We start from the raw sequence: 25,816 nt of genomic DNA, 5'->3' as shown, positions 1-25,816 counted from the left end.
GCACGCTGCGCCGTCTTCGCCGCTTCCGGCGCGCCCGCACGGCTTTTCCGCCGCTCAGACCACTTTCATCGCGCGGCCGAGCCCGCCGCGATGTCGCGGTGCTTCGCTCGCATCGCGATTCCCCACAGGATCACCGCGCCGCTCGCGAGTGTGAAGCCCGTGCACATCCATGCGACGGGCGCGAGCCCGAGATGCAGGAACGGCGCAACGGCCTGCGTCGCGAGCGCGGCGGCGCCGAGGCCGAAGAACATCAGCAGCCCGGCCGCGCGTCCGGCGATCGACGGCTCGGCCGTGAGCGCACGCGCCATCGACGCTGGTCCGCGCAAGCCGAGCGACCCGCAGAACAGCATCCACGACGCAACGACGAGCGCCGTCGAGCGCAACTCGAGATGGGCGAGCAGCAGGAACGCGGCCGCCGCCGCGAGCTGCAGCAGCGCGCCGAGCGAGATGATCCGGTCGAGTCCGAGCGCGTCGGACCATCTGCCGCTGCGCGACGCGGTCAGCATGAACGCCACGACGCCGCAGGCCTGCATCAGGCTGAACGTCGACGGCCCCGCGCCGAGCCAGATCTCCACGACCTGCGGCGCACTCGCGACGAACGCGAGCAGCGCGGCGAAGCACAGCGCGTGACCCAGCGCGTAGCCGAGATAGACGGGCGAGCGCAGCAGACGCCGATAGCCGCCCGCGCGCCTGCCCGCGTCCGCGCGCGCTGGCGCGTGCGTCGACGAAGCGGCGGGAATCACGCGGAACACGAGCGGCGCCGCGACGACGGAAAGCACGACGATGATCCAGAAGCTCGTCCGCCAGTCGGCGACGATGAGCAGCGCCGCGCCGACGACGGGGGCGAGCCCCGGCACCGCGCTCTCGATGATGCCGAGCCATGCGAGCGCGCGGACCGCGCCGCCGTCGCCGAACGACTGTCTGACGATCGCGGGGACGATGACCGTCGCCGCACCGACGCCGAAGCCTTGCACAGCGCGCGCGCCGATCAGCACGCCCATCGACGGCGCGAGTGCGCAGACGGCGCCCGCGGCGAGCTGCAGCAGCACCGCGAACGCGAGCGAGCGGCGATACCCGAAGCGATCGGCGGCGGCGCCCCAGACAAGCTGCGAGACGGCGAGCGCGGCCGAGAACACGGCGAGCGTCGCCTGCGCGCTTTCGATCGAGCCGCCGAGCTGCTGCGGCAGCGACGGCACGGCGGGGAGGTAGAGGTCGGTCGCGAGGAGCCCGACGGCCGTCAACAGGGCCAGCGGAAGGATCGATCGGAAAGGATGCATGCGTGAAGCTGAAAGGATTTCGTCGGTTTGCGAGCGCTCGACGATACCACGTCGACGCGAGCGGCCCGGACGGCGCGCGCCCTCGACGGCGGGCGGCGCAAGCATCTGGCGTCCGATGCGGCGAATCTGCGGCGCGGTCGGGCCCGTGATCCACGCATGGGTTATGCATGTGCGGGCGGACATCGAAAAAGCGCCGGCAGCGCGGCGGCATGAAAGGCGATGCGGGCGGGCGAAGCGCTCGGAACGGGCCGGTCCGGCGACGAACGGAGCAAGCCGAGGCGGCGCAAAACAGCGGGGCGCCGACGATTCAGCGCCGCCCATCTGCGTCGTAAGGGATTTGTTACAAAAATTGAAATGATATAACATATCCGATCCATCGCATGCTCGCTCGCTGGCCGGAACTGCATCGCCGCGCCCGCCGACGGACTGCCGATGCGTTTCGCCACGGGCCGTCGTGCGCGCAGAATTTGATACGTTATATCGTCTCATGCGATGCGCGACTCGACCCGTGATCCCGTTCACCCCGACAACACCACACCGATTACCGCAATGGATGACCACCGACGTATCGCGCCGCCTTTCGTTCGCAGGCTGCATCCCTTGTCGCTGCTGCTCGCCGCGAGCCTCGCGCACGGCGAGACGAGCGCGCCGTCCGCCGAGCGTCCGTCGAACGCACCGCCGGCAACGACGCTCGCGCCGATCTTCGTGACCGCCAATCCGCTCGGCGCGTCGGCGCTCACGTCGCCGACCGCGTCGCTGTCCGGCGACGCGCTGACGCTGCGCGGCACCGATTCGCTCGGCGATACACTGAACGGCCTGCCCGGCGTGTCGACGACGACCTACGGCCCGCTCGTCGGCCGCCCGATCATCCGGGGTATGGACGGCGACCGCATTCGCCTGCTGCAGAACGGTGTCGCCGCGTACGACGCGTCGTCGCTGTCGTACGACCACGCGGTGCCGCAGGAACCGCTCACCGTCGAGCGCGTCGAGATCGTGCGCGGGCCGGCGGCGCTGCTGTATGGCGGCAACGCGGTCGGCGGCGTCGTCAATACGATCGACAACCGGATTCCGCGCGAAGCGATCACGGGCGTCACGGGGGCGGTCGACGCGAGCTATGGCGGTGCGAACAACGCGCGCGCGGGCGCGGCGCTCGTCGAGGGCGGCAACGGCCGCTTCGCGTTTCACCTGGACGCGTTCGGCCGCGAGGCCGACGAACTGAGGATTCCGGGCTTCGCGCATTCGGCGCGCCAGCGCGCGCTCGACGGCGAAGACGCGAGCGAGCCGTACGGCAAGCTGCCGAACAGCGACGGCCGCCGCTACGGCGGCGCGGCGGGCGGCTCGTACACGTGGGCCGACGGCTACGTCGGCGCGTCGTACAGCGGCTACGAATCGAACTACGGCTCGGTCGCCGAAACCGACGCGCGGCTGCAGATGCGCCAGGAGCGCGTCGCGGTCGCGTCGGAGGTGCGCAATCTGCGCGGTCCGTTCTCGCAGCTGAAATTCGACTTCGGCTACACGAACTATCTGCACAAGGAGATCGAGGACGGCGTGACCGGCACGACGTTCCGCAACCACGGCTACGAGGCGCGCGTCGAGGCGCGGCACCGCAAGATCGGTCCGTTCGAAGGCGCGCTCGGCGTGCAGGTCGGCCAGAACACGTTCTCCGCGCTCGGCGGCGAAGCGCTCGCGCCGACGACGCGCACGACGAGCGTCGCGCTGTTCGGTCTCGAGGAGTGGCAGGCGACCGACGCGCTGAAGCTCACCGCCGGCGCGCGGATCGAGCACGTGCGGCTCGACCCGAGCGCGAACGGCGACGACAAGTTCGGCTCCGCGCGCGGGCGCGACTTCAATGCGGGCAGCGTGTCGGCGGGCGCGCTGTACCAGCTCGCGCCCGCGTGGTCGCTCGCGGGCAACGTGTCGTACACGGAGCGCGCGCCGACGTTCTACGAGCTGTATGCGAACGGCCCGCACGGCGCGACGGGGCAGTACCTGATCGGCCTGCCGGATGCGCAGAAGGAGAAGGCGGTGTCGACCGATCTCGCGCTGCGCTACGCGAGCGGGCCGAACCGCGGCAGCGTCGGCGTGTTCTACAGCCGCTTCCGGAACTACCTCGCCGAATACGACACCGGGCGGCTCGTCGACGACGAAGGCGCGCCCGTCGCGGCCGGCGCCGGCGACGCGCTGCGCGAGGCCGTCTATCGCGGCGTGCGCGCGGAATTCTACGGTGTCGAGCTCGAAGGCAAGTGGCGCGCGTTCGAGAAGCGCGGGCATCGCGTCGACTTCGAACTGACGGCCGACTACACGCACGCGCGCAACGCGGACACAGGGGAGCCGCTGCCGCGGATCGCGCCGCTGCGCGCGACGCTCGCGGCCGATTACGGCTACGGGCCGTTCGGCGCGCGTGCGCAGGTCACGCACGCGTGGGCGCAGCACCGCGTGCCCGACAACGATCTCGCGACCGACGGCTACACGTCGCTCGGCGTCGTGCTGACGTACAAGTTCCGCGTCGGCGCGACGAACTGGCTCGCCTATTTGCGCGGCGACAACCTGACCAATCAGGACATCCGCTACGCGAGTTCGGTTGTGCGAAACATCGCGCCGCAAGGCGGGCGCAGCGTGACGGTCGGGATGCGCACGACATTCTGAGCGTGGCGCGCGGGCGGGAGAATCGGCGGCGCGGGGCAATTCGAGCGGAGTCGACGTACTCGGTAAGCTCGACTAACCTTGCCGCCCGCCGCCCGCCGCCCGCCGCTCGCCGCTCGCCGCTCGCCGCTCGCCGCTCACCGCTCACCGCTCACCGCTCACCACTCACCGCTCACCACTCACCACTCACCACTCACCACTCACCGCTCACCGCTCACCACTCACCGCTCACCACTCACCACTCACCACTCACCACTCACCACTCACCACTCACCACTCACCACTCACCGCATCGGTATCGGTATCGGTATCGGCATCGGCATCGGCATCGGCATCGGCATCGGTATCCGAGCCCGCCCGCCGCGCTCGCCCCCTCTTCTGTTCGCGGCCGATCGTTTGTAAGATAGCGGTCGCCGTGCGCGGCCCTGAGAGCGCACGCGGCGTCGTGCGCAACGGCATGACTTCCTTCCGCCATTCCTTTTCGAGTCGAAAATGAAAAGAACAACCCAGAAAAGCTGGGCGGCGCTCGTGCCGCTGCTCGCCGCAGGTTCGGTCTGCGTCGCCGCGCCGCTGTGCCAGACCCAGAAGCTAGGCGTGCACACGTCGAAGATGTGCGTCGAGCAGACGCCGTTCAAGCACGACTACTACACGCTGTGGGTCGACGATTCGCCGATTTTCATGCTGCCCGACGACTACGTCGAGAAGGTCGCGCTCACGCACACGGTGCCGGAGGACGGCGCGATCGAGTTTGCGCTGTCGAAGCAGGGCACGCCGACCGTGACGATTTCGGGCGGGTGCCAGCCGATCAGCGAGACGCAGGGCAAGGGCACGGACGCGGTGAGCCTCGAAACCGGACGCGTGTGCTCGTTCAACTGGGGCAAGGAGCCCGTCGTCAAGGATCTGCGCTTGAGCTTCGAGTGAGCGGCGCGACGCGCGGCGTCGCTTCGTCGTGCTGCGCGGATGCGGCTGCCATCGTCGTTCGGGCCCGATCGGAGCCGACTTCGGCGTCGCCAGAGAACCCCGCCCAGGCTGTCATGCCGTTTAGTTAAGCGTGGTTCGCAGTGGTCTAGCTTTGCAGAACCCAGGAAAAAGGCCGCTCCGATTGATACCGGAGCGGCCTTTTTGATCTTGGCCGAACGACATGACAGACCGGGCCGGGTTTTTCGTTTGGAATCCCGACGAGCGCCGGTTCGTGCGTCGGGTGGCGCGCGAAGCCACCGTCAACGCGTCATTCCCAGTCGGCCTGCTCCGTGCGCGCGAAGATGTCCCAGCTCGCCATGAACAGCGCGGCGACGAGCGGGCCGATCACGAAGCCGTTGATCCCGAAGAGCGCCATTCCGCCGAGCGTCGAGATCAGCACAACCCAGTCGGGCATCTTCGTGTCCTTGCCGACGAGGATCGGCCGCAGCAGATTGTCGACGAGCCCGATCACGCCGACGCAGAACGCGACGAGGATCACGCATTTCCAGATCTGCCCGGTGACCGCGAGGTAGCCGGCGGCGGGCACCCAGACGAGCCCCGCGCCGATCGCGGGCAGCAGCGACAGGAACGCCATCAGCGCGCCCCACAGGATCACGCCTTCGATCCCGAGAATCCAGAAGATCAGGCCGCCGAGCGCGCCCTGCACGGCCGCGACCGCGATGTTGCCCTTCACGGTCGCGCGCACGACGGTCGTGAACTTCGTCAGCAGGTGCTGCTTGTGATCTTCGGCGAGCGGCAGCGCGCGCCGCACGCGGCGGCCGATCTCGCCGCCGTCGCGCAGCAGGAAGAACACGAGATACAGCATCACGCCGAAGCTGACGACGAACTGGAATGTGTTCTGCCCGATGCTGAGCGCCTGCGTCGCGACGAACTGGCTGATCGCCGCCGCGCCGTCGGTCAGCTTCTTCTGGATGCCGGCGATGTCGGTGAGCCCGTAGTTGTGCAGCACGCGGTGCACGGACGTCGGCAGCGCGTGCATGATGTCCTGGAAGTACTGCGTCATGTTCGGCTGCATCGCCTTGATCTGCTGATACACGTACGCGATTTCCTGCACGAGCGTCCCGGCGACGAACGCGAGCGGCAGGATCACGATCAGGATGATGAGCGACAGCGTGACGAGCGCGGCGAGATTGCGGCGCTTGCCGAAGCGCGCGGCGAGCCAGCGCTGCACGGGCTGGAACAGGATCGCGAGAATGGTCCCCCAGAAGATCGCGCCGAAGAACGGCGTCAATATCCAGCAAAGACCGACGGTGACGACGAAAAGCAGCAGGTGGAAGAATTTTTGGTGATCGTTCCCGCTATCCATGGTGTGCTCAGGGGAGGATGGTTGATCGGACCGGCAAGCCGCGCCGCGGCGGCCCGCCGTGACGCATCGATTATGCCTGACGCGTCCCGCGCGGCGACTGTGCGTTGCCGCGCCCCGAGCGCGCATCGTTCGGGCTGCGATCGAAGGTGCCGCGGCGGGCGGCCGCGGCGCGGGCGAAAAGCGGCGCGGGCAGAGGAAGCGCCGCGCCGCGTTCCGTCAGAGCTTCAGGCGCGTGACCTTCGTGCCGTTGACCGACAGGTCGCCCATCAGGCCGGCATTGGTCAGGACGATCACGTCGACCGGACCCGTCGCGGTCGACGTGTCGACTGCGCCGTTCGCGCCCATCTTGACGAGCGCGACCGACGCGTCGGCGCCCGCGGCCCAGCCTTCCGAGCCGCGGAATTTGTCGAGCGCGTCCTGCGTCATGAACAGGAAGATGAGCGCCTTCGACTGCGCGCCCGCCTGCAGGCCGACCGACAGCGACGACGTGTTGTAGTAGCCGACCGTCGCGCCGCCGACGCGCAGCGCGCCATTGCCGCTCTGGCCGCCGACGATGAAGCCGGCTTGCAGCACATTCGGGAACACGAGCACGCCGCGCGACTTCGAGACGAGTTCATGCGAGCCCGGCACCGTCGAGTAGAGGCGCGACAGCGTCGCGTTGATGCGCGCGTCGATCGCTTCGCGCGTCGACGCGTTGGACGATGCGGTCGCCGGCTTGTCGGGCGTGGTGGTGCAGCCTGCGAGCGCCAGGCTGCCGAGCACGGTCGCGATCGCGACCTTCATGACGAGCGTCTTGCGCATGATGCTTCCTCCGTATTGATGGTTGAACGTCGGGCGAAAGCGCCGCGCTTATCGACGCGCAAGGAGGATGCCTGCCGCGAATGCGAGGCCGGCGATGATGCCGGCCGTTTGCCACGGATTGTCGTGGACGACCTGCGACACGCGCTCGGCGGATTCGCGCAGCCGGCGCGACGCGTGCCACGATGCGTCGTCGAGCGTGTCGCGCGCGGCTTCGAGCCGCCCGTGCAGGCGCTTGCGGAGCGCGTCGGCGTCGCCGTCCTCCTTCAGCAGCGCGTCGAGCTCGTCGACGAGCGAGCGCATGTTGTCCTTCACGTCGCCGTTCAAGTCGCGCGCCGCGGAACGCGCATCGCGCGCGAACCGGCGGCCGACGCGTCGTGCTTCGGAGAGGCCGCGGTCAAGCGTGTATTCGACAGTGTCGGAAAGAGCCATGATGGTCGTTCTCCTGACGGTTTGAGGGAAATGTGCGGGCGTTGCTCACGTGTGATCCGTTATCCGGCCCTGAGTTTCGCGCGCCGGCCGCGGCACGCCGCCGTGACGGGGCCAAAGCCTTTGTGGGGCGGGGCTCGGCGGAAAATGCAACATTTTGTGCGGCGATCGGATGCATGAATTGATTAAGTATGCGAATTGGAGAGGGAGATTTTTCCGGGTTGGGTGGCGGCATTCGGTAAATGTGTCTTGTTCCGATGGCGCACTGGCGGCGGTCTTTTTTCTTGTGCGGACCGTTTCGTCCATCGCTGCGATTGCTTGAGGGGGCGGGACGGGCGTTTCGCGAAGCGATCGCCGTGAGGATTCCGTCGTCATGTCGGCACGGCAGCGCGTGTGCGCGCCGAACGATCCGACGTCGCCGGCACGAGCGGATCGATCGTGGATTCGTCGCCGCAATCGTCGAATGTGTTCGCGAGCGGCATGCGTTGAAGCGATGCGACGAGGAAAACTCACAGGGGCCGATTTCTCTGCATCGGCAACCGGCAATTGGCAACCGGCCGCTCGATGCCCGGCGCCGTTTCCGCAAACGCCGGCATCGCACGGCCATGCGCCGCGCGCCGTTCGTCACACGGCCTGCATGACGAACGGCGCGACATCGGATGCGTTACCGCCAGGCGCGCCGACTATGCGCGGCGGCCATTTCTGCGCCCTTGCGGGAGGCGGCGGCCGCATATTCGTCGGCGAGCGCGATGTCGATCAGCACCGGGTCGTGATCCGACGAGCGATATGCGTCGGGTGCGTAGTACGTGCGCTGCTGCTCGGCGGTCTTGTAGGCGAGCGTGTATTGCAGCGCGATCGGCTCGTCCGCGTTGATGTGCCAGTCGTGCACCGCCTTCACGCGCGACGCGAGCGCGCTCGACGCGAGCGCGTGGTCGAGATAGCCGGCCTCGCCGTTGTACACGTAGCTGTACGCGCCCGCGCCGATCTTGCTCGACACGAGATTCACGTAGCCGCGCGACTCGAGCGTGCGAACCGGGTCCTCGTACGTGTAGCTGTTGAGGTCGCCGATCAGCAGCACGCCTTCGCTCGGCACGCCGGTGGGCGTGCGGGCGAGCCAGTCGGCGACCTTCGAGGCCGCGCGCGTGCGCGTCGCGTTCCAGCAGCCCTGGCCGTCGCCCTGGTCGAGGTCGTCGCCCGCGGCGTCCGGGCAGTTCTTCGATTTCAGGTGATTCACGGCCACCGTCACCGCGCGCGAGCCGCCGACGGGCCGGAAGGTCTGCGCGAGCGGCTGGCGGTTCTTGTCGTCGATCGCGAGCGTCGCCGCCTGGCCGACCGGCTTCACCTTGCGGCTGTCGTAGATCAGCGCGACCGAGATCGCGTCGCCGCCGAGCCGCGCGACGCCCGGATCGACGACGCGCCAGCCGTCGCCGAGCTTCGCCGCCAACTGGCGCACGGCGCTCAGCTCGCCGTAGCCGTCGTTCTCGATTTCCATCAGGCCGATCACGTCGGCATCGAGCGCCTTCAGCGCGCTGACGATCTTCGCGTCCTGACGGACGAACTCGTCGTAGTTCTTCGCGCCGCGGTTGTTCGGATCGTCGAAGCCGCCGCCGGTGCCGTCGCCGTTGAAATAATTCAGTACGTTGAACGAAGCGACCCGCAGGTTCGCGCGCGGATCGCGTGCGGGCGCGGTCGTGCGCGGATTCGCACTCGCGCCGAACGCCGGCGTGCGCGCGCCCGGCACCGGCTGCAGGCGCCACGTGCCGTAGCGCATCTCCAGCACGCCTTCGATGCCGCCGACCGTGTAGCCCGCGCGCAGCGTGTTCGCGGCGCTCAGCGCCGGCGCCGGATACGAGACGGTCGCCGGATTCTGCTTGTTCGAGCCGTCGTCGAGGATCAGCCGGTTGCGCGCGTTCGCTTCGGCCACCGTTTTCGCCTGCGCGGGCGGCACGACGCTCGTCGGCGTGCGCAGGCGCCCGTTGCTGAGCAGCACGCTGCCGTAGCGGCCGAGCTCGTAGACTTCGGTGACGGTCAATGTCTGCGGCAGCCGCACGAGCATCCCTTCGTACGCGGCGAACGTGCTCGTGTTGTCGACAGGCAGCGTGAGCGTCGCGGGCGTGACCGACTGGCCGCTCCCGCAGACCGCGATGCCGCCCGACAGCGTGAGCTGCGTCTGCCCGTATTTCTCTTCGATCTTGCCCGCCAGATGCACGAGATCGCCCGCCTGCGCGCGCGCCTTCGGCGCATAGACGAACAGGCCTTCGGACACGCCGGGCTGGTTGCGGCGCTGCGGATCGGCCTGCTGGACGAAGAAGCCGCCGAAGCCGTCGGTGCCGCCGAAGTCGGCCGTGACGACGGCTTCGATCGATACGTTCTGGCCGGCGAGCGGAGACGGTGCGCCGGCGCCCTGGATCTCGGCGATCGGCGTCGCGCTGCCGCCGCAGTTCGTGCTGACGGGCGCGGCGGTGGCCGCGAAGGCGGGCGCGGCGGCGAGGGACGGCAGGAGCGACAGGGCGGCGAGCAAGGATGTCGGGGTGCGCATGAGGACGGTCCGTTGTGTGGGAATCCTGAAAGCTTAATGGCGCATGTTGACAGTTTTGCGTAAAGAATAGACATGAATATGTAATCAGGCCACGTTTTTTCGGGCCGTGTTCGCGGCGCATCGTCGATGCGGGATCGGCGATTCGCGATAGAACCGTTTCCGGCGTCCGGGGCGAGGTGACGCCCGGCGCTTTCACGCGCCGGCCGTGCGTTCACCCGCGCGGTTGCGCATCGCGAGGCAAGCCTTCGATTCCGATGGACCGCCGCACGCCGGCCGCTCAGAATAGAGGCGCGGCCATCAGCGATTGCCGGCTCGATGCGGCCGCATCGAGCGATTCCGGACGGCGTCGTCATAGGAGGTGACGCAAATGAGCTACATGTTGTTGATCGTCGAACCGCGGGGCCAACGCGCGGAACGCACGCGAGCGGAAGGCGAAATCCTGTACGAGCGGATGCGCCACTTCGCCGGCGAGCTTCAATCGCGCGGCGTGCTGATCGGCGCCGAATCGCTCGTCTCCGACGACAAGTCGACGCGCGTGCAGGTGCGCAACGGCGAAGTGCGTCTCGTCGACGGACCGTTCGCCGAAGCGAAGGAAATGGTCGGCGGCTTCTTCCTGCTCGACGTCGAGACGGAAGGCGAGGCGCTCGCAATCGCGAAGGGCTGCCCTGCTGCCGAATGGTGCTCGGTCGAGGTGCGCGAGATCGGCCCGTGCTTCTCCTGACCGGGTTCGAGTGAATCCGACCGACGCCCGCCGGGCGTCGCGTATCGCATCGATCCGGCGTCTGTTCACGCTAAACGGGTTTGCGAGCGTGCGCTGCACGCCGCCTGCCAACGAAGCTTCCTGCGGCGCGCCGTGCAAGGAGGGCGGTGCGTCGCCTGGCCGGGCCAAGCGCCCCGAATTTCGCGGGGCCGGTCGCCGGAAGGGCCGATCGCCGCGCCGTGCTCGCTGCGAATACACCCCGTCTTCGTTCTTGCGCTTGGCTTTTGGGGCGGCGAGTGCAAGCCTGTCATGCGCGTGAACCGGCGTTAGGGGTTTTCCCGAATTCGACGCGCGGAATGTCGAGCGGAGATCGCATTGTCCGTCGTAGGGGCGGGATGCCCGATGAGGCGTCCGTCCATCTGCCAAAGGAGAGAGCGATGCGTTTCATGATCATGGTGAAGGCCAACGCGACGAGCGAGTCCGGTGCGATGCCCGACGAATCCCTGATCGCCGCGATGGCGACCTATCACGAAGAACTGGCGAAGGCGGGCGTGCTGCTCGACGCGTCGGGGCTGCAGCCGTCGTCGAAGGGCTGGCGCGTTCGTTATTCGGGCGGCAAGCGCATCGTCGTCGACGGTCCGTTCACCGAAACGAAGGAACTGATCGCCGGCTACACGCTGATCCAGGTGCGGTCGCGCGACGAGGCGCTCGAATGGACTCGCCGTTTTCCCGCGCCGTTCGGCGAGCGCGAGGACGGCGAGATCGAAGTGCGGCAGTTGTTCGAGTTCGACGACTTCGAGCCGAGCGATGCGGTCGAGCGGTTCCGCGAGCTCGACAGCAAGCTCGGCTGACGCGAGCGAGAGGAGACGGCGATGGTCGAGATCGTGGTGATCGCCTGCGCGGCGGTGGTCGCGCTGGCGCTGCTGTTGATGCTGTATGCGGCGTCGCGGCCGGGCACGTTTCGCGTCGAGCGCAGCGCGCGGATCGATGCGCATGCCGAGCGCATCTTTCCATACATGGCGGACCTGCGCCGCTTCAATACGTGGAATCCGTACGAGCGCAAGGATCCGGCGCTGCGCGGCGAATACGGCGCGGTGACGTCCGGCGTCGGCGCGAGCTATGCGTGGACGAGCGACAAGGTCGGCGTCGGGCGCTTCGAGATCACCGAGCTCGAAGCGCCGTCGCACGTGACGATGCGGCTCGATTTCGTGAAGCCGTTCGAGGCGCACGACGTCGCGGAATTCACGCTGCGGCCGGACGGCGACGCGACGGTCGTCACGTGGGCGATGCGCGGCCCGTCGCCGTTCCTGTCGAAGCTGATGCAGGTGTTCTTCAGCATCGACAAGATGGTCGGCGCGGATTTCACCGCGGGGCTCGCGAACCTGAAGGCGCTCGCGGAAGGGCGCGCATGACGGACGCCGCCGTTCATCGCGCGATCGACGCCGTCTGGCGGATCGAAGCGGCAAGAATCATCGCGCACGTCGCGCGGCTCGTGCGCGACGTCGGCGCCGCCGAGGAGCTTGCGCAGGACGCGCTCGTCGCCGCGCTCGAGCACTGGCCGCGCGATGGCGTGCCGGAGAATCCGGGCGCATGGCTGATGACAACCGCGAAACGCCGCGCGCTCGATCATCTGCGACAGAACGCGCTGCATGCGCGCAAGCGCGAGCAGATCGGCCTCGACCTCGACGCGCTCGGCGCACACGTGGCGCCTGACGTCGTCGACGTGCTCGAAGCGGCGCGCGACGATGACATCGGCGACGATCTGCTGCGGCTCGTGTTCACCGCGTGCCATCCGGTGCTGTCGACCGGCGCGCGCGTCGCGCTCACGCTGCGCCTGCTGGGCGGGCTGACGACGGGCGAGATCGCGCGCGCGTTCCTCACGCCCGAGCCGACGATCGCGCAGCGGATCGTGCGCGCGAAGCGCACGTTGTCGGCGGCGAAGGTGCCGTTCGAGGTGCCGCGCGCGCCGGAGCGCGCGTCGCGGCTTGCTTCGGTGCTCGAAGTGATCTACCTGATCTTCAACGAAGGCTATTCGGCGACGGCCGGCGACGACTGGATGCGTCCCGCGCTGACCGACGAAGCGCTGCGGCTCGGACGCGTGCTCGCCGAGCTCGCGTCCGACGAGAGCGAAGTCCATGGACTCGTCGCATTGATGGAAATCCAGGCATCGCGGATGCGCGCGCGCATCGATGCGCAAGGGCGTCCGGTGCTGCTGCTCGATCAGGACCGCAGCCGCTGGGATCCGCTGCTGATCCGGCGCGGGCTTGCCGCACTCGCGCGCTCGGAAGCGCTGGGCGGCGCGAGCGGCCCGTATGCGCTGCAGGCGGCGCTCGCCGCGTGCCACGCGCGTGCGCGCAGCGCCGACGACACCGAGTGGGGGCAGATCGTCGCGCTCTACGATGCGCTCGCGCAAGTCGCGCCTTCGCCCGTTGTCGAACTGAATCGCGCGGTCGCGGTCGGCATGGCGTTCGGGCCGGCGGCGGGGCTCGAAATCGTCGACGCGCTCGCCGCCGATCCGGCGCTCGCGCGTTATCACTGGCTGCCGAGCGTGCGCGGCGATCTGCTCGCGAAGCTCGGGCGGCGCGACGAGGCGCAGGCGGAGTTTCGGCGCGCGGCCGACATGACGCTCAATGCGCGCGAGCGCGAAATGCTGCTCGCGCGGGCGACGGAGCGATGATGCGTCGTGGGGCGATCATGGGGGATCGGATTGGCGGATTGCGTGTGCGTGACGCGTCGCCGCCCGCGCATTGCACCCCGGCATGTGTCGTGTCGCCACGCATAGCGTGTTTCGGCATTGATCAGTAGGACGATGCGTATGCGAGTCGTTGCTCGTTGCCGCCATCCGTCGGGGCGACGTCGTTTCGTTCCGATAGGGCGACGCGCTTGACGTAGCCTCCCGCGAGCCGCGAGCCGCGAGCCGCGAGCCGCGAGCCGCGAGCCGCGAGCCGCAAGCCGCAAGCCGCAAGCCGCAAGCCGCAAGCCGCGAGCCGCAACCACACGCCACGCGTCGCCCGCGCGAAATATCGACACGCAGTGCATCTTCATCTTCACGCGGTCGCATCGTCGACTTCGCTTCGAAGCTTTCCCGTTTTCCGCGAATACGTCGCACTCCGAATCGGAACTTGCGCTGCCTCGCCGACTCCCACGCTCGCGCGTCGCTTCATCGCGCAACCTGATCGCTCGGCGCATCGCGCCGATTCTCAATCGCAAGTTACGACTCTTACGGAATAGGGTATGGCTGAAGAACAACAAGCGAAAATCATCAACGAGGGCAGGCGCGGTTTTCTCGCGCGTTCGTCGGCATGGCCGATGGGAATGCTCATGCTGCCGCTCGCCGGTTGCGGCGACGGCGACGGCGTCGTGTCGTCCGCGCACGCGCAGGATACGTCGCAGTCGTCCGGCGCGGCAGCCGGCGCGAGCTATACGATCGACCGCTCGATCCAGTCGCCGAATCAGGATTCGCGGGTGCGCACGCTCGTGCTGCACTACACGGCGCAGACGCTCGCGGATTCGTTGGCATCGCTGACCGATCAGCAGCGGCAGGTCAGTTCGCACTATCTCGTGCCCGACGCGGCCGACGACGGCCAGCGCTTCAAGGTATTCGAGCTCGTGCCGGAGGCGCGCCGCGCATGGCATGCGGGCGTCAGCTACTGGCAGGGCGACCGGATGCTCAACGCGGGCTCGGTCGGCATCGAGATCGTCAATCTCGGTTTTCCGCCGGAAGACGAAAACCTGCCGCTGATGAACCGGCGCTGGTATCCGTATCCGGACGCGCAGGTCGCGGTGTTCGGCGCGCTCGCCGCCGACGTCGTCGCGCGGCATCAGGTGCTGCCGCACAAAGTCGTCGGACATTCGGACGTCGCGCCCGGCCGCAAGACCGATCCCGGGCCGCTGTTCCCGTGGAAGAAGCTCTACGATCAATATCGGATCGGTGCGTGGCCGGAGGTGGAAGCCGTCGATTACTATCGGACCAACCGGCCGTTCGCGGGCGACGTCGCGAGCCTGCAGTCGAAGCTGCTCGCGTACGGCTACGACACGCCGCAGACGGGCGCGCTCGACGCACAGACGGTCAACGTCGTATCGGCGTTCCAGATGCACTTCCGGCCGTCGCGCTACGATGGCGTGCCGGACGTCGAGACGGTCGCGATCCTCGATGCGCTGCTCGAGAAGTACTTCAACCGCGGACGCTCGATCAGCAAGCAGGCGCTGCCGGGCGCGACCGCGCCGACGGGCGAGAAGGGCAGCGACGCATGGCCGCTCGCGCCCGCGTCGCCGCGCTGACATCGTAGGCGCACGTGTGCCGCGCCGCAATGCGGCGCGGCATCGTCATCGCCTGGCTGCCGTCGCTGCCTCCCGCCATCGCCGCACTATCGACGACATTGAAAAAGCCTATTGGGGGATGCACACGAGAGCGCCTAGATTGAAATGCACGGTGCCCCAGCGGCGGCAGCCGAGCTGCGCATCGTTCCCCACAATCGTTCATCCGGCCCGCCGCCGCGCGCGTCGGCATGAGACACGGAGGCGCAGATGGCACAGCTCAAGGGCAGCAAGACCGAAGAGAACCTGAAGTACGCGTTCGCCGGCGAGTCGCAGGCGAATCGCCGCTACCTGTATTTCGCATCGAAGGCGGACGTAGAGGGACAGAACGACATCGCCGCATTGTTCCGTTCGACGGCCGAAGGCGAAACCGGCCACGCGCACGGCCACCTCGAGTATCTGGAAGCGGTCGGCGATCCGGCGACGGGCTTGCCGTTCGGCTCGTCCCGCCAGAACCTGCAATCCGCGATCGCGGGCGAGACGCACGAGTACACCGACATGTACCCGGGCATGGCGAAGACCGCGCGAGAAGAGGGCCTGGACGAAATCGCGAACTGGTTCGAGACGCTCGCGAAAGCGGAACGCAGCCACGCGAATCGGTATACGAAAGCGCTCGAAGCGCTCGTCGACTGAGCGCGCCGAGCGCGCCGCTGGCCGGCGCGCGGAGCGTTCGCTCGTCGTACCGTCAGCCGGAGGCGGCCGCACGCGAGCGCGTGCGCGTCGCCGTGCGGTCCGGCACAACGCGCGCGGCCGCGCGCAACGTGATGGAGCTGCCCCATGTCCCACCGAGAAGGCAGTCTGGAGGCCCCCACCCGCCATCCTCTCGATTGGCGCTCGGACGCGTTCTACGATCAGGCCGCGATCGACGCCGAGCTTACCCGCGTGTTCGAGATCTGCGCCGGCTGCCGGCGCTGCGTGTCGCTGTGCGGCGCGTTTGCGACGCTGTTCGATCTCGTCGACGAGACCGAGACGGGCGAGGCGCATGCGGTCGATCCGAAATCGTTCGGCAAGGTCGTCGACCAGTGTTATCTGTGCGACCTCTGCTACATGACGAAATGCCCGTACGTGCCGCCGCATCCCTGGAACGTGGATTTCCCGCATTTGATGCTGCGGGCGAAGGCCGCGCGCTATAAGCGCAACGACGTCAAGCTGCGCGACAAGCTGCTGTCGAACACCGACATGCTCGGCTACTTCGCCGGCATCCCGATCGTCACGCAAGCCGTCAATGTCGCGAACCGCACGCCTCCCGTGCGCAGTGCGCTCGAAGCGACGCTCGGCGTCGATCGGCACGCGTGGCTGCCGCCGTTCGCGCCGCGCAAGTTCCGCCGCGCCGCGCAGCGGTCGCCCGGTCCGCTGCCGCGTGACGGCGGGCGCACGCCGGGGCGCGTCGCGATCTACGCGACCTGCTACGTGAACTACAACGAGCCGGGCATCGGCCACGATCTGCTCGCGGTGCTCGCGCACAACGACATCCCCTACGAGCTCGTCACGAGCGAAGCATGCTGCGGGATGCCGCTTCTCGAGCAGGGCAATCTGGAAGGCGTCGCGAGGAAGAAGGAGGCGAACATCGCGGTGCTCGCCCGCTATGCGCACGAAGGCTATGCGCTGATCGGCGCGATTCCGAGCTGCGTGCTGATGTACAAGAGCGAGCTGCCGCTGATGTTTCCCGACGATCCCGACGTGCGCGCGGTTGCCGACGCGTTCTGGGATCCGTTCGAATACGTGGTCGCGCGCCATCGCGACGGCCTGCTGAAGACTGATTTCAAGCACGAGCTCGGCACCGTGTCGTACCACGTGCCGTGCCATGCGCGCGTGCAGAACATCGGGCGCAAGACGGCCGACGCGCTGTCGCTCGTGCCGGGCACGAAGGTGAACGTCGTCGAGCGCTGCTCGGGTCACGCGGGCACGTTCGGCGTGAAGAAGGAATTCCATGCTCAGGCGCTGAAGATCGGCGCGCCGGTGTTCAAGGCGATGGCGGAGCAGACGCCCGACTACATGTCGTCCGATTGCGCGCTCGCGGGACATCACATCGAAGAGGGGATCGGCGCGAAAGGCGTCGCGCCGCCGCCCCTCGTGCATCCGATCACGCTGCTGCGCAAGGCATATGGCATCTGAGCACGGCGCACCGAACGAGGAGCACGACATGACGCTCACCCGTGATTCGCTGTTGACGCTCGAAGCCTATGCGAAGGTACGCCGGCAAGAACGTGCACGTGTGATCGCACACAAGCAGCGCCGTGCGGTGTCGCTCGGCAATCACTTGCGCTTCCTGTTCGAGGACGAGACGACGATCCGCTATCAGATCCACGAGATGCTGCACATCGAGAAGATCTTCGACGAGGCGGGCATCTCGGGCGAGCTCGAAGCGTATCTGCCGCTCGTGCCTGACGGCAGCAATTTCAAAGCGACGATGCAGATCGAATACGAAAACGAAACGGAGCGACGCGCGGCGCTTGCGCGGCTCATCGGCATCGAAGATTGCGTGTTCCTCGTCGTCGGCGATGAGACGCCCGTCTATGCGATTGCCGATGAAGATCTCGAGCGCGATACGGACGAGAAGACTTCCGCCGTGCACTTCGTGCGCTTCGAGCTGAGCGACGCGATGAAGGCGAAGCTCAAGGCGGGCGCGCCGCTGTCGATCGGCTGCGACCATCCTAACTATCCGGTACAAACGATGCGGATCGACCCGAACGTCGCAGCGTCGCTCGCGAGCGATCTGGACTGAGCGGACGAGCCTGTCCTGCATGCGGCCGACGGAACTGGCATCGACCGCATTCAATCATTTATGAGATTGCGTGCAATGAAAAGTATAACGATTGAAAAAGGATTTAATTACCGATCAATAAACAATTTGTCACGTATTTTCCCTTTGCTTACCGATGTTGCAACAACGTCGGAAAATGCTGCCGCCCACGGTCGGAGCTTGCATCAGAACCCGTTTGCAATGTACTTTTCATATTCCCTTCAGCCTTTGTGGGCGGGGCTATCGGGTTGGTCGGAATAAAAACATCATAATAATTGATATGAAATGCTGACCCTGCTTGATCACTATCTTGTTTCAGTGAGTAACATGACACCGTTGTCATATTGAGATAAACCCTGATGATGGTATGCTTCATGCACAAAAAATACCGCATACGAGTGAGACAGTGCTTCGTGCGTCATCGTCGGGAGTCGCGGCACCTTGTTTGTGCGTAGCGAACCGGCGTGCACAACCGAATAGCGTCCATGTGCAACCTGGCCGCGGTTACGAGTGCGATTCGCTCGCGACCGTGCCGCCAATCGCAGCCCGGCCTGGCTGCGTGGAGAGATCTATGTTCTTCGATGAGCTAAACGATGAAGAGTGGGCCCGTCTGTCGACGTTGATCGCCGATGAACCCATCCGACTGAACCGACGAGGCCGACCGCGCGCTGAGAATCGGGTCGTCGCGAACGCGGTGCTTTGGATTCTCACCACGGGCGAACCGTGGTCGAAGCTGCCCGGCCGTTATCCATCCGGTCCGACGTGCCGGCGCCGCTTTGAAGAATGGCTCGCGAGCGGCACGCTCGGCGAGATGGTGAAAGTGCTATCGGAAGAAAGCGGCCGTGCGTTCGCGTATGTGCCGCCGCCTCCGGAGCCTGTCACGCCCGTTCGGCGCGCGGAGCCGCCCGCGGATTGCGATCGTCTGCGCGGTGTGTTCTGGCAAAACCCCGAGTCGTGGCAATTGCCGGTCGCTCAAGCCAGCGCTTGCCGTCCGGGCGCGGGCGTGAACGTCAGGCGCTTCGCGAGCGATGAGGAGGAAGGCGAGCAGCGCGATGTCGATGCGTCGCATCACCACGGCTTCGCGGTGCCGGGCGCGTCCGTGCGCGACCAGGGACATGGCAGGCCGCATCCCGCGTCGTTCAGCTTCGGGATGCAAACGCCGCAAACCGAAACCTATCGCGGCTATACCGTGTACGGTATCGCGCAGCCCGTGCAGAACCTGATGTATCGGGCATGGGCCGAGATCGTGCAGGACGATCGGCGCGTCGAGCGCTCGGGACTCATCGGTCCGCGTTTCACGGATGCCGAATCGGCGGAGCAGTACGCGCTCGATTGGGCGCGCCAGTGGATCGACCGCCAATGCGCGGGCGGGCGGGATGCGCACGAGGCGTCGGCGCCTGCTGCCGCCGAGCAGGCGAGCAAATCGGTGCCGACGATCGCCGGGCTGTCCGCGCTCGCGCTGGCCGAGACCAATATCAAGCACTTCGCGGCGGAACGGCGCCGCGCACTCGCGGACGGACGCGGCGACGCGTCGCAAGTGCTGGTCGACCGGCGCGAGTACGCGTATCGCGTCGGTTGAATGCGGTCGTGCCGTTCGCCGCGCGGCACGCTTGCGCGCGGGCCGCGTCGTGGCCGCTGCGGCGCGGCCGTTCCGTCAGTGTCGTCCATAGTTGTCTTCGAAGCGGACGATGTCGTCTTCCCCGAGATACGAGCCCGATTGCACTTCGATCAGTTCGAGCGGCATCTTGCCGGGATTCTCGAGCCGGTGCGATACGCCGAGCGGAATGTAGGTCGACTCGTTCTCCGACAGCAGGAATGTCTCGTCGCCGCGCGTGATCCGCGCAGTGCCGCGCACGACGATCCAGTGCTCGGCGCGGTGATGATGCATTTGCAGCGACAGGCGCGCGCCCGGCTTGACGACGATCCGCTTCACCTGGAAGCGCTCGCCGCTGTCGACCGAATCGTAGTTCCCCCACGGGCGATGCACCTTGCGGTGGTCGGACGCTTCCGCGCCGGACGCCGCCTTCAGGCGTCCGACGATTTTCTTCACGTCCTGCACATGCGCGCGATCGGCGACGAGGATCGCATCGGGCGTCTCGACGACGACGAGATTCTGCGTGCCGACGCAGGCGATCAGGCGTCCTTCCGAATGCGCGAACGTCGACGACGCTTGCTCGAAGCATACGCGGCCACGCGCGACGTTGCCGTCGTCGTCCTTGTCGCTGATCTGCCAGAGCGCGTCCCACGAGCCGACGTCGGACCAGCCGGCGTCGAGCGGCACGACGACGCCTTCGCAGACGGCGGGCAGGTTCGAAAGCGGTTCCATCACCGCATAGTCGATCGAGTTCGACGGCGACGCGGCGAAGCTGTCGCGATCGACGCGGAAGAACGGACCGTCGTCGCTGCCGAGCGCGACCGCGCGCGCACATGCTTCGTGGATCGCGGGCTGGAAGTGGCGAATCGCCTTCAGCCATACCGATGCGCGGACGATGAAGATGCCGCTGTTCCACCAGTATTCGCCCGAGGCGACATATTGCTGGGCGAGTTCCAGGTGCGGCTTCTCGACGAAGCGGTCGAGCTTCCTGGCCGCGACGCCGAGTTCCGCGTCGCTTGCGCCCGCGCCGACGCGGATGTAGCCGTAGCCCGTCTCGGCGTGCGTCGGCACGATGCCGAGCGTCGCGATCATGCCTTGTTCGGCGTAGCGCACGCCGGCCGCGACCGCTTGCTGGAAACGCGCGACGTCAGCGACCGCGTGGTCGGCCGGCATCACGGTCAGCACCGCGTCGTCGCTGTCCGCGACCGCGCGTAGCGCGGCGATCGTCAGCGCCGGCGCGGTGTCGCGGCCGAGCGGCTCGAGCACGAGCGTCGCGTCCTTGCCCGCGAGTCGCAGTTGCTCGGCGGTCGTGAAGCGGTGTTCTTCGCCGCACACGATGATCATTCGTTCGGATACCGGATGACCGGTCGACAGTCCGTCGAGGCGGCGCGCGGTCGATTGCAGCAGCGACTCGTCGCCGAGCAGATTGATCAATTGTTTCGGATGGCGCTCGCGCGACATCGGCCAGAGCCGCGTGCCCGAGCCTCCGGCCAGCACGACGGGTTGCACGGAAAGGTGCGTGCCGGCGGCGACGCAAGCGGGACGGGCGTCGGTGGCGAGCGTGGTGTTCATGATGACACTCCTCGAGTACAAGACTGTCCCGACGTTGTAGCACGACGTAAATCGACAATAAAAGAATCGTGCGGACACGCTCGATTGGCGGATTGCTATCGTGCGGTGCACACAAATTGCATGGAATGCGCGTGAAGTAATAAATAAAAAATCAAAAAAATATTGGGTTCCAACCCGTCAAATCCTTGTAGGTAAAGGCTTTTGGCGGCATCTTCGTCTCTTCTGGTTGTCTATCGAGGTGATTGCTTCGGCAAAATATTCTGATTGATTATCATCGTGCCCATGAAAAAATTTCCGATTATTTTTAGAAATACTTGTGCGCTTGCGGGAGGGATTTTCTTCCCGGTTCAATAACGGCATGCAATGTTTAAATCGGATGCACGTCGACGAGATGTGTGCGGCCGGTTTCCGTCTCACGAGGAACAACCATGCTGAGCGTACTGGCTAGGATGATCGATATCGCGATGGCCGTGGCAGGCGCATTGATCGCCGCCATGATTCATCGCGGCGGCTTCGTGTGGCTCGACGACCTGCAGCGCACGGTCGTCGTGTTCGACTGCATGCTCGTCGTCGTGTTCTTCCCGGCGTTCGGCATTTACCAGTCGTGGCGCGGCAAGCCGGTGTTCGGGCTCATGTGGCGCGTGTCGGTCGCGTGGCTCGTCGTCGAGCTGGCGGGGATCCTGATGAGCTTCAGCGTCCATCACGCGGGCGATCTGTCGCGCCTGTGGCTCGGCTATTGGGCGATGACGACGATCACGCTGCTCGTCGCGTCGAAAGCCTGCGTGTACGCGGTGCTGCGGCAACTGCGGCGCGGCGGCTTCAATCACAAGTCGGTCGCGATCGTCGGCAGCGCGGACGCGACCGCGACGAAGCGCCTCGTCGCCCACATGCGAGCGCGTCCGGATGCGGGCTTCAATCCGGTGTGCATCTACGACGGGCGCAGCGACGCGGCGGCGGCCGAATTCGACGGCATCGCGATCGAGCGCCGCTTCGGCAACCTCGTGCGCCGCGTGCGCAGCCGCGAGATCGGCGAGCTGTGGCTCGTGCTGCCGCTTTCCGAAGAGCCGCAGATTCACCGGATCGTCACCGAGTTCAGAAACGATTTCGTCAACATCCGATTCGTGCCGGACGTGCGCAGCCTGTCGTTCTTCAACCAGGAAGTCATCGAACTGCTCGGCGTGCCTGCGATCAATCTCGCCGCGTCGCCGATCACCGACGTGCGGATCTTGCCGAAGTTCGTGTTCGACCGGCTGTTCGCGCTTGCCGCGCTCGCGATGCTGGCGCCCGCGATGCTCGTGATCGCGGCGCTCGTCAAGCTGACGTCGCCCGGCCCGGTGTTCTTCCGGCAAAAGCGCAAGGGCATCGACGGCAACGAGTTCGAGATCTACAAGTTCCGTTCGATGAAGGTGCATCACGAGGCGGCGGGGAAGGTCACGCAGGCGAGAAAGAACGATTCGCGCGTGACGTCCGTCGGCCGCTTCCTGCGCCGCACGAGCCTCGACGAGCTGCCGCAGTTCATCAACGTGCTGAAGGGCGAGATGTCGGTGGTCGGTCCGCGTCCGCATGCGCTCGAGCACGACGACATCTACAAGGATCTCGTCAAGGGCTACATGTTCCGCTACCGGATCAAGCCGGGCATCACGGGCTGGGCGCAGATCAACGGCTTTCGCGGCGAAACCGATCGCATCGAGAAGATGATGGGCCGCGTGAAGCTCGATCTGTACTACATGCAGAACTGGTCGTTCTGGCTCGACATCAAGATCGTCGCGCTGACGCTGTGGAAGGGCTTCACCGGCAGCAATGCATACTGAGCGCGGCAACGCGTTTTCCGACTCACTGGGTAAGAGGTTCGACAGATGAATCTGACTATCATCGGCAGCGGTTATGTGGGGCTCGTCACGGGCGCGTGTCTCGCCGACATCGGCCACGACGTGTTCTGTCTCGATGTCGATCGGAAGAAGATCGACGTACTGAACGGCGGCGGCGTGCCGATCCACGAGCCGGGCCTCGCCGAGATCATCGCGCGCAATCGCGCGGCGGGCCGGCTGCAGTTCTCGACCGATGTCGAGGCGGCCGTCGCGCACGGCGACGTGCAATTCATCGCGGTCGGCACGCCGCCCGACGAGGACGGCTCCGCGGATCTCCAATACGTGCTCGCGGCTGCGCGGAACATCGGCCGCTACATGACGGGCTTCAAGGTGATCGTCGACAAGTCGACGGTGCCCGTCGGCACGGCTGAGCGCGTGCGTGCGGCGGTCGCTGGCGAACTGAAGGCGCGCGGCGACGACGCGATGTTCTCGGTCGTGTCGAATCCGGAGTTCCTGAAGGAAGGCGCGGCGGTCGAGGACTTCACGCGGCCGGATCGGATCGTGATCGGCTGTGATGACGACGTGCCCGGCGAGCGCGCGCGCGAGCTGATGAAGAAGCTCTATGCGCCGTTCAACCGCAATCACGAGCGCACGCTGTACATGGACGTGCGCTCGGCGGAGTTCACGAAATACGCGGCGAACGCAATGCTCGCGACGCGCATCTCGTTCATGAACGAGCTCGCGAATCTGGCTGACCGCTTCGGCGCCGACATCGAAGCGGTGCGGCGCGGGATCGGCTCCGATCCGCGGATCGGCTATCACTTCTTGTACGCGGGCTGCGGCTATGGCGGCTCGTGCTTTCCGAAGGATGTCGAAGCGTTGATTCGCACGGCGGCCGAGCACGGGCAGGCGCTGCGCGTGCTGCAGGCGGTGTCGGCCGTCAACGACGAACAGAAACGCGTGCTCGCGCAGAAGGTCGTCGCGCGTTTCGGCGAGGACTTGACCGGCCGCCGCTTCGGCGTCTGGGGCCTCGCGTTCAAGCCGAACACCGACGACATGCGCGAAGCGCCGAGCCGCGCGCTGATCGCCGAATTGCTGTCGCGCGGCGCGCACGTCACCGCGTACGACCCGGTTGCGCAGGCGCAAGCGCAGCGTGTGCTCGCGCTCGACTTGGGCGATCGTCAGGACGCGCTCGCGCGGCTTGCGTTTGCCGACGACGAGGCGCAAGTCGCGCAGGACGCGGATGCGCTCGTGATCGTCACCGAATGGAAGGCGTTCAAGAGCCCGGATTTCGCCGCGCTCGGCAAGCGCTGGAAGACACCCGTGATTTTCGACGGACGCAATCTGTACGAGCCGATCGCGATGCGCGAGCTCGGCATCGAGTATTACCCGATCGGACGGCCGGGCGCCGCATCACGCGCGGCGGCGAGCGACGAGCGCACCGCGCGCGCGGCGCGCGCCGGAGCGTGAGTGACGACGCGAGTTCGACCATGTTCCGCAACATTCTGATCGTATGCCGTGCGAACGTGTGCCGAAGCCCGGCCGCGGAGCTGCTGTTCAAGTCGATGGCGTCGCGCGCCGCGCTCGCGTTCCACTCGGCGGGCATCGACGCGAACGACGGCGACGGCATCGATCCGACGATGTCGCGCCTGTTGGCGGAGCGCGGCGTCGACGCGGCGCGGCACCGTTCGCGGCGCCTGAGCCGAGCGCTCGTGCGTGCGGCGGATCTCGTCCTCGTCACCGAGCGCCGGCAGATCGCCGACGTCGAATTGCTCGATCCGGTCGCGCGCGGCAAGGTGCATCTGCTCGGCAAATGGGAAGACACCGAGATCGCCGATCCCTACGGCGGTCCCGAGGTCGATTATCGACAGAGCTACACATTGATCGAACGTCTGGTTCAAGGATGGTTGCAAAAGATATGCTGAAACGTTCGCTTAAACCCATGGCGCTCGCCGTCGCGTTCGCATCGTTGCTGCAGGCGTGCTCGATGGCGCCCGGCAACTATATGGATACTTCGCGCCTCGACGACAAGGATGCGCAACCGACCGAGCACTACAACGTGCAGCTCATCACCGCGCAGCTGGTCGTTTCGCAGGCCGAAGCGCAGCGCAAGGATCGGCCGCTGCCGCCGTCGCACTACACCGATCCGGCGCAGTACGTGTACCGGATCGCGCCGCAGGACATTCTCGGCGTCACCGTCTGGGATCACCCTGAGCTGACGACGCCGCAAGGTCAGTCGTTCTCGAGCGGCGGCAACACGACGCAGACGGTTGCGGGCGCGCTGCAGCAGCCGTATACGAATGCGCTGCCCGGACAGGCCGATCCGTACGGGCAGACGGTGGGCGCGGACGGCACGATCTACTTTCCGTTCGTCGGCCGCCTTCGGGCGGTGGGCAAGACGGTCGGCCAGGTGCGCGACGAACTCTCCGCGCGGCTCGCGCGCTACGTGAAGAATCCGCAGGTCGACGTGCGCGTGCTGTCGTACCGCAGCCAGAAGGTGCAGGTGACGGGCGAAGTGAAGACGCCCGGCCCGCTCGCGATCACCGACGTGCCGATCACGCTCGTCGACGCGATCACGCGCTCGGGCGGCTCGACGAACGAGGCCGACCTGCAGCGCGTGCGTCTCACGCGCGACGGCAAGTTCTACCAGCTCGACGCGAACGGAATGCTCGATCGCGGCGACGTCACGCAGAACGTGATGCTGCAGCCGGGCGATATCGTCAACGTGCCGGACCGCAGCGACAGCCGCGTGTTCGTGATGGGCGAAGTGAAGACGCCCGCGACGGTGCCGATGCTCAAGGGCCGCCTGACGATCGCCGATGCGCTGACGGCAGGCGGCGGGATTCTCGATACCGACGCGAACCCGCGCCAGGTTTACGTGCTGCGTGACCTGAAGGACAAGCCGAACACGCCCGACATCTTCCGTCTCGACATGACGCAGCCTGACGCGCTGATGCTGTCGAGCCGCTTCCAGTTGAAGCCGCTCGACGTCGTCTATGTCGGCACGACCGAGTCGGTGCGTTTCAACCGCCTGCTGCAGCAGATTTTCCCGACGATCCAGTCGATTTACTACATGAAGCAGATCACGCGCTGATCGGTCCCGGGCCGT

Annotated in this window: 22 protein-coding genes; 15 read left to right on the top strand and 7 right to left on the bottom strand. The window is 66.7% G+C overall.

Annotated features, from left to right (window positions below):
• Positions 1 to 65 precede the first annotated feature (65 nt).
• Positions 66 to 1,277, bottom strand: coding sequence for an MFS transporter (locus WS62_RS01000; protein WP_066566963.1), 1,212 nt, complete (start codon positions 1,275 to 1,277; stop codon positions 66 to 68).
• A 549-nt stretch (positions 1,278 to 1,826) separates the two neighbouring features.
• On the opposite strand from WS62_RS01000, the gene WS62_RS00995 reads away from it, so the two are divergent.
• Positions 1,827 to 3,923, top strand: a complete 2,097-nt coding sequence (locus WS62_RS00995) for a TonB-dependent receptor (protein WP_066566519.1) — start codon at positions 1,827 to 1,829, stop codon at positions 3,921 to 3,923.
• 267 nt (positions 3,924 to 4,190) lie between these two features.
• Here WS62_RS00995 and WS62_RS37195 read toward each other — a convergent pair whose 3' ends face one another.
• Complete coding sequence (locus WS62_RS37195) at positions 4,191 to 4,379, bottom strand: hypothetical protein (RefSeq protein ID WP_066566517.1); 189 nt, start codon at positions 4,377 to 4,379, stop codon at positions 4,191 to 4,193.
• A gap of 33 nt (positions 4,380 to 4,412) precedes the next feature.
• Here WS62_RS37195 and WS62_RS00985 point away from each other — a divergent pair, with 33 nt between their 5' ends.
• Positions 4,413 to 4,841 (top strand): hypothetical protein, encoded by a 429-nt coding sequence (locus WS62_RS00985; RefSeq protein ID WP_066566515.1) that lies wholly within the window; start codon positions 4,413 to 4,415, stop codon positions 4,839 to 4,841.
• 307 nt (positions 4,842 to 5,148) lie between these two features.
• Here the strand turns inward: WS62_RS00985 and WS62_RS00980 are convergent, their stop codons facing one another.
• From WS62_RS00980 to WS62_RS00965, 4 genes are all read right to left on the bottom strand, one after another.
• The gene (locus WS62_RS00980) at positions 5,149 to 6,207 is read right to left on the bottom strand and encodes an AI-2E family transporter (protein ID WP_066566513.1); all 1,059 of its coding nucleotides are present in this window, start codon (positions 6,205 to 6,207) and stop codon (positions 5,149 to 5,151) included.
• A 216-nt stretch (positions 6,208 to 6,423) separates the two neighbouring features.
• Positions 6,424 to 7,008, bottom strand: coding sequence for a BPSL1445 family SYLF domain-containing lipoprotein (locus WS62_RS00975; RefSeq protein WP_066566511.1), 585 nt, complete (start codon positions 7,006 to 7,008; stop codon positions 6,424 to 6,426).
• 48 nt (positions 7,009 to 7,056) lie between these two features.
• A complete protein-coding gene (locus WS62_RS00970) occupies positions 7,057 to 7,437 on the bottom strand; it encodes a DUF883 family protein (protein ID WP_066566509.1) in 381 nt (126 codons plus the stop codon).
• Positions 7,438 to 8,098: 661 nt separating this feature from the next.
• Entirely contained in the window at positions 8,099 to 9,973 is a 1,875-nt protein-coding gene (locus WS62_RS00965) for an ExeM/NucH family extracellular endonuclease (RefSeq protein ID WP_066566507.1), read from the bottom strand.
• Between the two features lie 367 nt (positions 9,974 to 10,340).
• On the opposite strand from WS62_RS00965, the gene WS62_RS00960 reads away from it, so the two are divergent.
• The 9 genes from WS62_RS00960 to WS62_RS00920 all read left to right on the top strand — a co-directional run bounded on the left by WS62_RS00960 (position 10,341) and on the right by WS62_RS00920 (position 19,312).
• Positions 10,341 to 10,694 carry a YciI family protein gene (locus WS62_RS00960; RefSeq protein ID WP_066566960.1) on the top strand — a complete coding sequence of 118 codons (354 nt, stop codon included), beginning with the start codon at positions 10,341 to 10,343 and terminating at the stop codon, positions 10,692 to 10,694.
• A gap of 416 nt (positions 10,695 to 11,110) precedes the next feature.
• Positions 11,111 to 11,524, top strand: a complete 414-nt coding sequence (locus WS62_RS00955; protein WP_066566957.1) for a YciI family protein — start codon at positions 11,111 to 11,113, stop codon at positions 11,522 to 11,524.
• Positions 11,525 to 11,545: 21 nt separating this feature from the next.
• Positions 11,546 to 12,085 (top strand): SRPBCC family protein, encoded by a 540-nt coding sequence (locus tag WS62_RS00950; RefSeq protein WP_066566505.1) that lies wholly within the window; start codon positions 11,546 to 11,548, stop codon positions 12,083 to 12,085.
• Positions 12,082 to 13,350 carry an RNA polymerase sigma factor gene (locus WS62_RS00945; RefSeq protein ID WP_066566503.1) on the top strand — a complete coding sequence of 423 codons (1,269 nt, stop codon included), beginning with the start codon at positions 12,082 to 12,084 and terminating at the stop codon, positions 13,348 to 13,350. Before WS62_RS00950 ends, WS62_RS00945 begins: the two co-directional genes overlap by 4 nt.
• A 557-nt stretch (positions 13,351 to 13,907) precedes the next feature.
• Positions 13,908 to 14,954 carry an N-acetylmuramoyl-L-alanine amidase gene (locus WS62_RS00940; RefSeq protein ID WP_066566500.1) on the top strand — a complete coding sequence of 349 codons (1,047 nt, stop codon included), beginning with the start codon at positions 13,908 to 13,910 and terminating at the stop codon, positions 14,952 to 14,954.
• A gap of 246 nt (positions 14,955 to 15,200) precedes the next feature.
• Positions 15,201 to 15,623, top strand: coding sequence for a rubrerythrin family protein (locus tag WS62_RS00935; protein WP_066492411.1), 423 nt, complete (start codon positions 15,201 to 15,203; stop codon positions 15,621 to 15,623).
• A 144-nt stretch (positions 15,624 to 15,767) separates the two neighbouring features.
• Positions 15,768 to 17,105 (top strand): heterodisulfide reductase-related iron-sulfur binding cluster, encoded by a 1,338-nt coding sequence (locus WS62_RS00930; protein ID WP_066566497.1) that lies wholly within the window; start codon positions 15,768 to 15,770, stop codon positions 17,103 to 17,105.
• 28 nt (positions 17,106 to 17,133) lie between these two features.
• Positions 17,134 to 17,715, top strand: a complete 582-nt coding sequence (locus WS62_RS00925) for a DUF3501 family protein (RefSeq protein WP_066566949.1) — start codon at positions 17,134 to 17,136, stop codon at positions 17,713 to 17,715.
• A 589-nt stretch (positions 17,716 to 18,304) separates the two neighbouring features.
• Complete coding sequence (locus WS62_RS00920; RefSeq protein ID WP_066566495.1) at positions 18,305 to 19,312, top strand: transposase; 1,008 nt, start codon at positions 18,305 to 18,307, stop codon at positions 19,310 to 19,312.
• Positions 19,313 to 19,387: 75 nt separating this feature from the next.
• On the opposite strand, the gene WS62_RS00915 is transcribed toward WS62_RS00920, so the two are convergent.
• Positions 19,388 to 20,899 carry a mannose-1-phosphate guanylyltransferase/mannose-6-phosphate isomerase gene (locus tag WS62_RS00915; RefSeq protein ID WP_066566493.1) on the bottom strand — a complete coding sequence of 504 codons (1,512 nt, stop codon included), beginning with the start codon at positions 20,897 to 20,899 and terminating at the stop codon, positions 19,388 to 19,390.
• A gap of 428 nt (positions 20,900 to 21,327) precedes the next feature.
• Between WS62_RS00915 and WS62_RS00910 the strand changes: the two genes are divergently transcribed.
• The 4 genes from WS62_RS00910 to WS62_RS00895 are packed head-to-tail and all read left to right on the top strand — an operon-like array spanning position 21,328 to position 25,801.
• The gene (locus WS62_RS00910) at positions 21,328 to 22,710 is read left to right on the top strand and encodes an undecaprenyl-phosphate glucose phosphotransferase (protein WP_066566491.1); all 1,383 of its coding nucleotides are present in this window, start codon (positions 21,328 to 21,330) and stop codon (positions 22,708 to 22,710) included.
• A 45-nt stretch (positions 22,711 to 22,755) separates the two neighbouring features.
• Positions 22,756 to 24,177 carry a UDP-glucose dehydrogenase family protein gene (locus WS62_RS00905; RefSeq protein WP_066566489.1) on the top strand — a complete coding sequence of 474 codons (1,422 nt, stop codon included), beginning with the start codon at positions 22,756 to 22,758 and terminating at the stop codon, positions 24,175 to 24,177.
• 20 nt (positions 24,178 to 24,197) lie between these two features.
• Positions 24,198 to 24,632, top strand: a complete 435-nt coding sequence (locus WS62_RS00900; RefSeq protein ID WP_066566477.1) for a low molecular weight protein-tyrosine-phosphatase — start codon at positions 24,198 to 24,200, stop codon at positions 24,630 to 24,632.
• Positions 24,626 to 25,801, top strand: coding sequence for a polysaccharide biosynthesis/export family protein (locus tag WS62_RS00895; protein ID WP_066492399.1), 1,176 nt, complete (start codon positions 24,626 to 24,628; stop codon positions 25,799 to 25,801). Before WS62_RS00900 ends, WS62_RS00895 begins: the two co-directional genes overlap by 7 nt.
• Positions 25,802 to 25,816 lie beyond the last annotated feature (15 nt).

This window comes from Burkholderia sp. ABCPW 14 (assembly GCF_001523835.1).
GTDB classification, from domain to species: domain Bacteria; phylum Pseudomonadota; class Gammaproteobacteria; order Burkholderiales; family Burkholderiaceae; genus Burkholderia; species Burkholderia mayonis.
The sequence above is the reverse complement of the archived record's forward strand: the minus strand, read 5'-3'. Positions and strand labels throughout refer to the sequence as shown.

What these genes read in the sequence shown, in the direction of transcription:
- WS62_RS00910 (WP_066566491.1), top strand. Translation starts at nt 21,328, where the DNA reads ATGCTGAGCGTACTGGCTAGGATGATCGATATCGCGATGGCCGTGGCA.
- WS62_RS00940 (WP_066566500.1), top strand. Translation starts at nt 13,908, where the DNA reads ATGGCTGAAGAACAACAAGCGAAAATCATCAACGAGGGCAGGCGCGGT.
- WS62_RS37195 (WP_066566517.1), bottom strand. Translation starts at nt 4,379, where the DNA reads ATGCCGTTGCGCACGACGCCGCGTGCGCTCTCAGGGCCGCGCACGGCG.
- WS62_RS00955 (WP_066566957.1), top strand. Translation starts at nt 11,111, where the DNA reads ATGCGTTTCATGATCATGGTGAAGGCCAACGCGACGAGCGAGTCCGGT.
- WS62_RS01000 (WP_066566963.1), bottom strand. Translation starts at nt 1,277, where the DNA reads ATGCATCCTTTCCGATCGATCCTTCCGCTGGCCCTGTTGACGGCCGTC.
- WS62_RS00965 (WP_066566507.1), bottom strand. Translation starts at nt 9,973, where the DNA reads ATGCGCACCCCGACATCCTTGCTCGCCGCCCTGTCGCTCCTGCCGTCC.
- WS62_RS00950 (WP_066566505.1), top strand. Translation starts at nt 11,546, where the DNA reads ATGGTCGAGATCGTGGTGATCGCCTGCGCGGCGGTGGTCGCGCTGGCG.
- WS62_RS00980 (WP_066566513.1), bottom strand. Translation starts at nt 6,207, where the DNA reads ATGGATAGCGGGAACGATCACCAAAAATTCTTCCACCTGCTGCTTTTC.
- WS62_RS00960 (WP_066566960.1), top strand. Translation starts at nt 10,341, where the DNA reads ATGAGCTACATGTTGTTGATCGTCGAACCGCGGGGCCAACGCGCGGAA.
- WS62_RS00935 (WP_066492411.1), top strand. Translation starts at nt 15,201, where the DNA reads ATGGCACAGCTCAAGGGCAGCAAGACCGAAGAGAACCTGAAGTACGCG.
- WS62_RS00930 (WP_066566497.1), top strand. Translation starts at nt 15,768, where the DNA reads ATGTCCCACCGAGAAGGCAGTCTGGAGGCCCCCACCCGCCATCCTCTC.
- WS62_RS00925 (WP_066566949.1), top strand. Translation starts at nt 17,134, where the DNA reads ATGACGCTCACCCGTGATTCGCTGTTGACGCTCGAAGCCTATGCGAAG.
- WS62_RS00915 (WP_066566493.1), bottom strand. Translation starts at nt 20,899, where the DNA reads ATGAACACCACGCTCGCCACCGACGCCCGTCCCGCTTGCGTCGCCGCC.
- WS62_RS00985 (WP_066566515.1), top strand. Translation starts at nt 4,413, where the DNA reads ATGAAAAGAACAACCCAGAAAAGCTGGGCGGCGCTCGTGCCGCTGCTC.
- WS62_RS00895 (WP_066492399.1), top strand. Translation starts at nt 24,626, where the DNA reads ATGCTGAAACGTTCGCTTAAACCCATGGCGCTCGCCGTCGCGTTCGCA.
- WS62_RS00920 (WP_066566495.1), top strand. Translation starts at nt 18,305, where the DNA reads ATGTTCTTCGATGAGCTAAACGATGAAGAGTGGGCCCGTCTGTCGACG.
- WS62_RS00975 (WP_066566511.1), bottom strand. Translation starts at nt 7,008, where the DNA reads ATGCGCAAGACGCTCGTCATGAAGGTCGCGATCGCGACCGTGCTCGGC.
- WS62_RS00970 (WP_066566509.1), bottom strand. Translation starts at nt 7,437, where the DNA reads ATGGCTCTTTCCGACACTGTCGAATACACGCTTGACCGCGGCCTCTCC.
- WS62_RS00945 (WP_066566503.1), top strand. Translation starts at nt 12,082, where the DNA reads ATGACGGACGCCGCCGTTCATCGCGCGATCGACGCCGTCTGGCGGATC.
- WS62_RS00905 (WP_066566489.1), top strand. Translation starts at nt 22,756, where the DNA reads ATGAATCTGACTATCATCGGCAGCGGTTATGTGGGGCTCGTCACGGGC.
- WS62_RS00900 (WP_066566477.1), top strand. Translation starts at nt 24,198, where the DNA reads ATGTTCCGCAACATTCTGATCGTATGCCGTGCGAACGTGTGCCGAAGC.
- WS62_RS00995 (WP_066566519.1), top strand. Translation starts at nt 1,827, where the DNA reads ATGGATGACCACCGACGTATCGCGCCGCCTTTCGTTCGCAGGCTGCAT.